The following is an 8,908-nucleotide window of genomic DNA, read 5'->3' on the forward strand; positions in this document are numbered from 1 at the left end:
CTGTTTAAAAGGCTTCCGAGATTCGGGAGCCTTTTTTGCATGATAGAAAATTGCATGGAACGGAAATCTGTTTTCCTGCATTCTTTTACGGAAAAACAGTTGTGAATCCTTACGGAATGTGAGATAATAAGAGGCGGTTTCTATTTTAAAGGGTTATTTATGATGGAACTGTAACAGGCGGTATGACCGAAAAGGAGGGCAAACCATGTATTCTTTTGACAGCAGAGTTCGTTACAGCGAGGTGGACGAAGACCGGAAGCTTTCCCTGACCGGAGTGATCAATTACATGCAGGACTGCTCCACGTTTCAGTCGGAGGACTTAAACATGGGAATTGATTATCTCGCAGAGAAGCACCGTGCATGGCTGTTATCTTCCTGGCAGATCGTTGTGGACCGTTATCCGAAGCTTGGAGAACGTATTGTGGTAAGCACCTGGCCCTATGATTTTAAGGGCATCTACGGATATCGTAATTTTACGATTCAGGATCCGGAGGGCAGTTATCTGGTGCGGGCCAACTCCAACTGGTTTTTCTTTGACACGGAGCACGGTGTTCCTGTGCGTGTTGGAGAAGAAGATATCCGGGGGTATGGCGTGGGACAGGAAAAAAAGCTTTCTATGGACTATGCGCCGAGAAAAATTCCGCTTCCGGATGAATATGAGGAATTTCCGGCCATTGCGGTGGCAGCACACCACATTGATACCAACCACCATGTGAACAATGCCCAGTATGTAGAAATCGCGCGTGAGGTATTGCCGGCAGGGCTGTTTATCCGGGAACTCCGGGTGGAATACAAAAAAGCAGCAATCCTCGGAGACCAGATCATTCCGCGTGTCAGCGCGGAGGCAGACTGCTATACAGTGGCTCTGTGTGATACAGAAGGAAGGCCTTATGCAGTTGTATGGCTGCGGACAGGCAGATAACCGGTTGTGAAGGAACGACCAGAAAGAGAGAACCAGATGATTGAATTAGGAAAGATACAGCTTCTTGTAGTTCAGAGAGAAAAAGAATTCGGAGTGTATCTTGGTGAGAAGAAAGAGGACAAGAACTCGGTACTTCTGCCGAAAAAGCAGGTGCCGGAAGGCACAAAGGTAGGCGACAGCCTGGAAGTATTTGTATATAAGGATTCCCAGGATCGCCTCATTGCAACCACCAACCGTCCGAAGCTGCAGGTTGGGGAGACTGCCGTACTGACAGTCAAGGATGTGGCAAAGATCGGCGCTTTTTTGGATATGGGACTGGAAAAAGATCTGCTGCTTCCGTTTAAAGAGCAGAATCATAAGGTGCGTCAGGGAGAAAACTGCCTGGTGGCTCTTTATGTGGACAAGAGCCAGAGACTGGCTGCTACCATGAATGTGTATTCCTATATGAGCGCAGAATCTCCTTACAAGAAGGATGACAAAGTGCAGGGAACCATCTACGAGATCAATGAGAACCTCGGCGCGTTTGTGGCTGTAGATAACCGCTATTACGGACTTATTCCCAAGAAGGAACTTTACGGAGATTTCCGTCTGGGTGATGTGATCGAGGCTCGTGTGGTAAAAGTGAGAGATGACGGCAAGCTGGATCTGAGTCCGCGCCAGAAAGCTTATATGCAGATGGATGATGACGCAGAACTGGTGTTAAAGGTCATTGACGAGTTTGACGGTGTGCTGCCGTTTAATGATAAGGCAAGACCGGAGACCATTATGCGCGAATTCAAGTTGAGCAAGAATGCATTTAAGCGCGCAGTCGGCAAATTATTGAAAGAAAATAAAGTTCGTATTACAGAAAAAACGATAGAGAGAATATAGGAGGATAGTTTTGGACACGATAGAATACTATAATAAGTATGCATCGCGAATTTTTGAGGATACAGTAGACCGGGATATGGAGCCGCAGCGCGAGGAGTTTTTAGAGGAACTCCGGGAAATCGACGGCGACACCATTCTGGATCTCGGATGCGGTTCCGGCCGCGACAGTCTGGCTTTTTACGAGCAGGGCTTTGATGTGACCCCGCTGGATGCATCGGAGGAGATGTGCAAGCTGGCAGAGATCCACACCGGGCTGGAGGTACTGTGCATGGATTATGCGGACATGGAGTTTGATGATGCCTTTGACGGTATCTGGGGGAATGAAGCTCTCATCCATGTGCCGGAGGATGAACTGCCAGGTATCCTGGAAAAATTGACCGAGGCGCTGTGCCAGAACGGAATCTTATTCCTTTCCTTCCAGGAAGGGGACTTTGAGGGACAGAGAAGCGGCCGATATTTCTGTGAGTATACACGGGAAGAGCTGGAACGCATTCTGACCGAGACCGGACGTCTGGAAATCTTGAAACTCTGGACTACAGAGGATGAAGACAGGGAAGAAGGAGACAAGCTCCTGAATGTACTTGCGAAAAAGATTTCCTGACCGAATACATGCATATCCGGCAAAGCGGAGGCCGGTTGCCAAATCGGCAGTGTTTCGCCGGTGTGATAAGGAGGTATTATGGGAGTCAGGGGAAGGTCACCGGTCCGGGATTACATTCTGATCCTGATCGGGGCATCAATTATGGGGTTTGCGATCAAAAACATTTATGATCCCATGGGGCTGGTTACGGGAGGTGCCTCTGGTGTAGCCATCATCTTAAAAAAGCAGTTTGGTGTGCCGCTGTGGCTGACGAATACAGCAATCAACGTTCCGCTGTTTGCGGCGGCAGCAAGGTTAAAGGGCTGGAAGTTTATCAGGCGTACGCTGGTGGCAACCGTTGCGCTTTCTGTATCGCTGTATGTGATCCCGGAAATACCGTTTCTGATGGATGATCTGTTTTTGACGGCACTGTTCGGAGGAATCATCACCGGGGCCGGGGCCGGCATTGTATTTGCCTGCCAGGCAACGACGGGCGGAACTGATATGCTGGCGGCGCTGATCCGCCGCTGGATGCCGCATTACACCATTGCCCAGATCATGCAGGTGCTAGATGCCATTATTGTTCTGATCGGAGCAGGAGTTTTTGGCATCACCTATGCCCTTTATGCTTTGATCGCAATCTATTCGGTTTCTAAGGTGTCAGACGGGATCATTGAAGGTATGAAATATTCCAAGGTGGCCTATATCATCTCGGATAAGAGTAAAGAAATCGCAGCAGCTATTTTAAAAGAGATGGATCGTGGTGTGACAGCCCTGGATGCAAGGGGAATGTACTCCGGAAACCGGAAAGATGTCCTGTTTTGTGTTGTATCGAGAAAAGAAATTGCACAATTAAAGGAGCTTATAGTTGGTCATGATGCACAAGCTTTTGTCATCGTAAGTGACGCGCGGGAGGTTTTGGGAGAAGGTTTTATTGAATATAGACAATAAAACCTTAAAAAAGGCAGGCAAGTATTGGATACTTGCTTGCTTTTTTCTGCGAGGTGCATTAAAATATACGATAAAGGTCCTTTCAAGTTTGTGCGATTTTACAAAACGGGGCGGTATTACGAAATTAGGATTAAGGAGTGAATATTATGATTTCAAACCAGATTCTTCAGACAACCATTGACGGACTGAAGGGGATCACCAGAATTGATCTGTGTATCTGTGATACGGAAGGAAAGGTGCTGGCTTCTACATTTCCAGAGGCAGAAGAGTATGAGAATTCCATTCTTTCCTTTGTGGAGTCACCGGCAGACAGCCAGGTGATCCAGGGATATCAGTTTTTCAAGGTGTTCGATGAGCATCAGTTAGAGTATATCCTGCTTGCCAAGGGCAGCAGCGATGATGTTTACATGGTAGGAAAGCTGGCAGCGTTCCAGATCCAGAATCTTCTGGTGGCTTACAAGGAGCGTTTCGACAAGGATAACTTCATCAAGAACCTGCTTCTTGATAATCTTTTGCTGGTAGACATTTACAACCGCGCAAAGAAGCTGCATATTGAGACGAATGTGCGCAGGGTTGTATTCCTCATTGAGACCAAGCAGGAGAAAGATATCAATGCGCTTGAGACAGTCCGCAGTCTGTTTGCCACCAAGACGAAAGATTTCATTACCGCGGTAGATGAGAAAAACATCATCCTGGTAAAGGAAGTAAAGCCGAATGAGGACTACGCAGATCTGGAGAAGACCGCCAGTGTCATCCTCGATATGTTAAGCTCTGAGGCTATGACCAAGGTGCGCGTGGCTTACGGTACTGTGGTCAACGACATCAAGGAAGTGTCCCGCTCTTATAAGGAAGCAAAGATGGCCCTGGATGTCGGCAAGATCTTTTACAATGGCAAGAATGTGGTTGCATATGGAACTCTGGGAATCGGCCGCCTGATCTATCAGCTGCCGCTGCCGCTGTGCCGCATGTTTATCCGCGAGATCTTCGATGGCAAATCTCCGGATGAGTTTGACGAGGAAACCTTAACCACCATCAACAAGTTCTTTGAGAACAGCTTAAATGTATCCGAAACATCCCGTCAGCTCTACATCCACAGAAATACCCTGGTGTACCGTCTTGACAAGCTGCAGAAGAGCACAGGACTGGACCTTCGTGTTTTTGAGGATGCGATTACATTCAAGATCGCACTTATGGTTGTAAAGTACATGAAATACATGGAGAACCTGGACTATTAATCATGATTGAAATTCGTAATATAAGCAAAACGTATGATAACGGAAGCAAGGCACTGAAGGATATCGACATCCGTATCCAGGACGGAGAATTTGTCTTTATCATGGGACGGAGCGGATCAGGAAAATCAACCCTGATCCGCCTTCTGCTGAAAGAGGCAGAACCTACGTCTGGACGCATCGTTGTAAACGATATGGATCTTCAGAAGATGCCGCGCCGTTATATTCCCAAATACCGCCGCCGTCTGGGCGTGGTGTTTCAGGATTTCCGGCTTTTAAAAGACCGGACCGTATTTGAAAATGTAGCATTTGCCCAGCGCGTGGTAGGTGCCTCTCCGAGAAAAATCCGCGAAGAGGTTCCGCGCATGTTAAAACTGGTGGGACTTTCCTCCAAGTACAAGTCTTTCCCACACCAGCTTTCCGGCGGAGAGCAGCAGCGTGTAGCGATTGCCCGTGCGCTGATCAACCGTCCGGAGGTACTTCTGGCCGACGAGCCGACCGGAAATCTGGATCATGAGAATGCGGCAGAGATCATGAAGCTACTGGAACGGATCAACGCGCTTGGCACTACAGTTGTGGTCGTAACCCACAGTCAGGAAATGGTAGATCAGATGGGCAAACGTGTCATCACCCTGAACAAGGGACGTCTGGTAAGTGACGAGAGAAAGGGTGGATCGGACCGTGAAGATTAGTACATTCTGGTATTGCATAAAAGAGGGCATGAAGAATATATGCAGAAACATCTGGTTTTCGCTTGCTTCTGTGGCGACGATTTCTGCATGTATTTTTTTGTTTTGCCTGTTTTTTTCCATTATTGCCAATATCCGGTATATGGTGAAGCATGTGGAGAGCACGGTTGGAATTACAGTGCTGTTTGATGAAAATTTGACAGAGCAGGATATCCAGGGGCTTGGCGAGATCATCCACCAGCGGCCTGAAATCCGCGAGATGTATTATATTTCTGCGGAAGATGCCTGGAATTCTTTTAAGGAAGAGTATTTTGCAGGCCATGAGGAGCTGGCCGAGGGCTTTGCGGAAGACAATCCGCTGGCTGGTTCTGCTTCTTATGAGATCTTTTTAAACGATATTTCCCAACAGGATGAGCTGGTTGCGTATTTACAGGGGCTGGATGGCGTGCGCCAGGTGAACTATTCCAACTCGGCGGTCGCCGGTTTTTCAGGCTTCAACCGTGTGATCGGTGTCCTGTCTTCCCTGATCATTGGTGTGCTTCTGGCGGTATCCCTGTTTTTGATCAACAACACTATTTCCGTAGCAGCGGCATTCCGCAGACAGGAGTGCCAGATCATGCGCCTGATCGGTGCTACAAATTTCATGATCCGTGCACCGTTTATCGTTGAGGGCGTGATGATCGGCCTTATTGGCGCGCTGATCCCGTTGGCAGGAACCTATTTCCTCTATACAAAAGGAATTGTGTATCTGTCTGAGCGGTTTCATGTGCTCTCCAACCTGTTTTATTTTGTACCGGTTGGTGAAATCTATCCGCTGCTGATCGGGGCAGCACTGATCCTGGGTGTGGGAATCGGATTTTTTGGAAGCTTTTTCACCATTCGCAAGTATATGAAGGTGTAACGATGCATAAAAACAAATGGAAAAACATACAAAAACGTATGCTGGCAGCAATGCTGGGCACGATAATTGCCATGTCCTCATTCCAGACAGTTTACGCAACAAAGCAGGATGTGGAGGCGGCCAAAAAGAAGGTTAGCTCCATTGAAGAAGAAAAGAAAAAGGTACAGGCTACCATTAAAAATCTGGAAGGATTGAAAAACGACGCGGCCGCATACGTGAAGGAGCTGGATGGCAGTCTGACAAAACTGGAGGGAGAGCTGGATCAGCTTTCTGCCCAGATCGGGACCAAGGAACAGGAGATCTCCGATACCGGCGTGGCGCTGGAGCAGGCGAAGGAGACAGAAAATAAGCAGTATGCGGATATGAAGCTGCGCATCAAATACATGTATGAGCAGGGCAATACCAGCTATATCGATATGTTGTTTCAGTCCGCAGATATGGTACAGCTCATGAACCGCGCTGAATATATTAACAAAATTTCAGATTATGACCGCAAAAAGATGGACGAGTACGAGGAAACCCGCCAGACGATCGCGGACGAGGAACAGAAATTAAAGACTGACCGGGAAGCGCTTCTGACAATGCAGGAGCAGACAAAGGCAAAGCAGGAGTCTGTCAGGACGCTGCGTGCCCAGAAGAATAAAGAGATGCAGAATTATGCGAGTCAGATCGATACTGCCCAGGGCCAGGTAGACCAGTACAATGCGGATCTGTCAGCCCAGGAGAACAAGATTAAGCAGATCGAGGCAGAGATCAGGCGCAAGGAAGAAGAGGAGCGCAAGAAGGCAGAAGCAGCCCGGAAGGCAGAAGAAGAAGCCAGAAAGAAAGCAGAGGCGGCCGGAAAGAAGGTTTCTGCCACTGATAAGGCGGCTTCGTATAATGTTGCCAGTCTTGGGAATATTAGCTTTAAGTGGCCGTGCCCATCCAGCAGCCGGATTTCTTCCGGTTTCGGAGGCAGAACTTCACCGACCAAGGGAGCATCCAGCAACCATCAGGGTATCGATATTCCTGCATCTACCGGTGCGGCGATCACGGCAGCGGCGTCCGGTACCGTTGTGGTGTCTACCTACAGCTATTCCGCGGGAAATTACATTATGATCAGTCATGGCGGTGGTGTATACACCGTATATATGCATTGTTCCCAGCTGCTGGCATCGGAAGGCCAGACGGTAAAACAGGGACAGACGATTGCAAAAGTCGGCTCTACCGGCTATTCTACCGGCTCACATCTGCATTTCGGTATCCGCTCCGGCGGACGCTATGTGAATCCGCAGTCTTACGTAAGCCCGTAAAGATTCAGAAACAGACGAGGTGACATCATTGGAGAAAGAAAATAAGGGCAAGTCAAAATTTTGGAAAGGCGTTTTAGCAGGTTCCCTTGTAACTGCTCTGGCAGGCTTTGGTATCGTAGGTGTGGCAACCGGCATATCCGTGATCGGGCGCACTGTGATCGAAAATCAGGCACAGAATACGACAGCAGCGGGCTCCGGCAGCGATGCCGTGCGTACCCAGGTGAATTTAAAGCAGGTTGATGCGAAAGTTTCCGTGCTGCAGCAGATCATCGATCGGTATTTTCTGTTTGATGAGGATGCGGAGCAGATGGAGACCGGCATCTATAAAGGCATGCTGGCCGGTCTGGGTGACCCGTACACGGTTTATTACACTCCGGATGAGTACAGCTCTTTAACGGAGGAAACCAGCGGCGTGTATTGTGGCATTGGTGTTCTGGTCAGCAAAAATGTGCAGACCGGAATTGTAACAGCACTCCGTGTATTCCCGGGATCTCCGGCAGAGGAAGCGGGGATGCAGAAGGGGGATATCATTTATAAGGTAAAAGACATATCTGCGGCAGAAGCGGAGCTGGATATTCTGGTCCAGGAGTATATCCGTGGTGAGGAAGGCTCCTATGTGGATGTTACTGTTCTGCGGGGGAGCGAGGAAATACCGCTTCATATTCAGCGGCGTATGGTGGAGGTTGCTACCGTAGAGCACCAGATGCTGCCGGATAAGACCGGATATGTGGAAGTAACGCAGTTTGATACGGTGACTGCTGAGCAGTTTATTTCAGCAGTGTCTGATCTGGAAAAGCAGGGTATGGAGCGCCTGGTCATCGACCTGCGCGATAATCCGGGTGGCGTGGTAACCTCCTGTGTGGAGATGGCAGCTTATATTCTGCCGGAAAATCAGCATAACGGAACGATTCTTTCCACGGCCACCAAAACCGGTCAGGAGGAACGTTATTATTGTCAGGCTGGCGAGACCAGGCATGAGGTGCGCGGGACAGATACCAAAGACGGCGAGTTCCCGAAGACGGATGATCATGAACTGAATATGCCGATCGCAGTGCTCATCAACGGCCAGTCTGCCAGTGCGGCAGAGGTATTTGCAGGTGCCCTGCAGGATTACGGTGCAGCAACACTGGTGGGAACTACATCCTTCGGAAAAGGAATTGTACAGAGCCTGATTCCGTTAACGGACGGTTCAGCAGTCAAGATCACCACCGCCCACTACTATACTCCGGCCGGACATGATCTTCATAAAAAAGGTCTGACCCCGGATGTAACGGTGGAACAGAAGCTGGATGAGGATCTCATTGGGCAGTACGATGTTCCGCTGGAGCGGGATAATCAGGTGCAGGCAGCGATCGAAGTGCTGGAAAAGTAGAAGCCTATCTGGTAACCAAAAAAGAATATAATCTGATACTTGGGGCTGTCGCACTAGCAAATATTTTTTGCTGGGCGGCAGCCCTGCTTTATGCCCAAA

9 protein-coding genes are annotated in these 8,908 nt (G+C 48.9%); all 9 read left to right on the forward strand.

The features are described 5' to 3' along the window. Positions 1-205: 205 nt before the first annotated feature. Positions 206-922 (forward strand): acyl-ACP thioesterase domain-containing protein, encoded by a 717-nt coding sequence (locus DW819_RS13885; protein ID WP_118733737.1) that lies wholly within the window; start codon positions 206-208, stop codon positions 920-922. Positions 923-958: 36 nt separating this feature from the next. After that, a complete protein-coding gene (locus DW819_RS13890; RefSeq protein WP_118733738.1) occupies positions 959-1,792 on the forward strand; it encodes a S1-like domain-containing RNA-binding protein in 834 nt (277 codons plus the stop codon). 10 nt (positions 1,793-1,802) lie between these two features. Further along, positions 1,803-2,393, forward strand: a complete 591-nt coding sequence (locus tag DW819_RS13895) for a class I SAM-dependent methyltransferase (RefSeq protein WP_118733739.1) — start codon at positions 1,803-1,805, stop codon at positions 2,391-2,393. 78 nt (positions 2,394-2,471) lie between these two features. Then, a complete protein-coding gene (locus tag DW819_RS13900; RefSeq protein WP_118733740.1) occupies positions 2,472-3,323 on the forward strand; it encodes a YitT family protein in 852 nt (283 codons plus the stop codon). Between the two features lie 146 nt (positions 3,324-3,469). Further along, the gene (locus DW819_RS13905) at positions 3,470-4,558 is read left to right on the forward strand and encodes a helix-turn-helix domain-containing protein (protein WP_118733741.1); all 1,089 of its coding nucleotides are present in this window, start codon (positions 3,470-3,472) and stop codon (positions 4,556-4,558) included. 2 nt (positions 4,559-4,560) lie between these two features. Further along, complete coding sequence (gene ftsE, locus DW819_RS13910) at positions 4,561-5,247, forward strand: cell division ATP-binding protein FtsE (RefSeq protein ID WP_118733742.1); 687 nt, start codon at positions 4,561-4,563, stop codon at positions 5,245-5,247. Continuing rightward, the gene (ftsX, locus tag DW819_RS13915; protein WP_118733743.1) at positions 5,237-6,145 is read left to right on the forward strand and encodes a permease-like cell division protein FtsX; all 909 of its coding nucleotides are present in this window, start codon (positions 5,237-5,239) and stop codon (positions 6,143-6,145) included. Before ftsE ends, ftsX begins: the two co-directional genes overlap by 11 nt. Before the next feature lie 2 nt (positions 6,146-6,147). Next, on the forward strand, positions 6,148-7,437 hold the full coding sequence (locus DW819_RS13920) for a M23 family metallopeptidase (protein ID WP_243025879.1): 1,290 nt from the start codon (positions 6,148-6,150) through the stop codon (positions 7,435-7,437). A gap of 28 nt (positions 7,438-7,465) precedes the next feature. Further along, the gene (locus DW819_RS13925) at positions 7,466-8,809 is read left to right on the forward strand and encodes a S41 family peptidase (RefSeq protein ID WP_118733744.1); all 1,344 of its coding nucleotides are present in this window, start codon (positions 7,466-7,468) and stop codon (positions 8,807-8,809) included. The last annotated feature ends 99 nt before the right edge of the window (positions 8,810-8,908 follow it).

The organism is Clostridium sp. AM33-3 (assembly GCF_003480315.1).
In the GTDB taxonomy this organism is placed as follows: Bacteria; Bacillota; Clostridia; order Lachnospirales; family Lachnospiraceae; genus Brotaphodocola.

Excerpts from the sequence above, each read along its gene's own strand:
- DW819_RS13885 (WP_118733737.1), top strand. The coding sequence starts at position 206 with ATGTATTCTTTTGACAGCAGAGTTCGTTACAGCGAGGTGGACGAAGAC.
- DW819_RS13890 (WP_118733738.1), top strand. The coding sequence starts at position 959 with ATGATTGAATTAGGAAAGATACAGCTTCTTGTAGTTCAGAGAGAAAAA.
- DW819_RS13900 (WP_118733740.1), top strand. The coding sequence starts at position 2,472 with ATGGGAGTCAGGGGAAGGTCACCGGTCCGGGATTACATTCTGATCCTG.
- DW819_RS13905 (WP_118733741.1), top strand. The coding sequence starts at position 3,470 with ATGATTTCAAACCAGATTCTTCAGACAACCATTGACGGACTGAAGGGG.
- ftsE (WP_118733742.1), top strand. The coding sequence starts at position 4,561 with ATGATTGAAATTCGTAATATAAGCAAAACGTATGATAACGGAAGCAAG.
- DW819_RS13920 (WP_243025879.1), top strand. The coding sequence starts at position 6,148 with ATGCATAAAAACAAATGGAAAAACATACAAAAACGTATGCTGGCAGCA.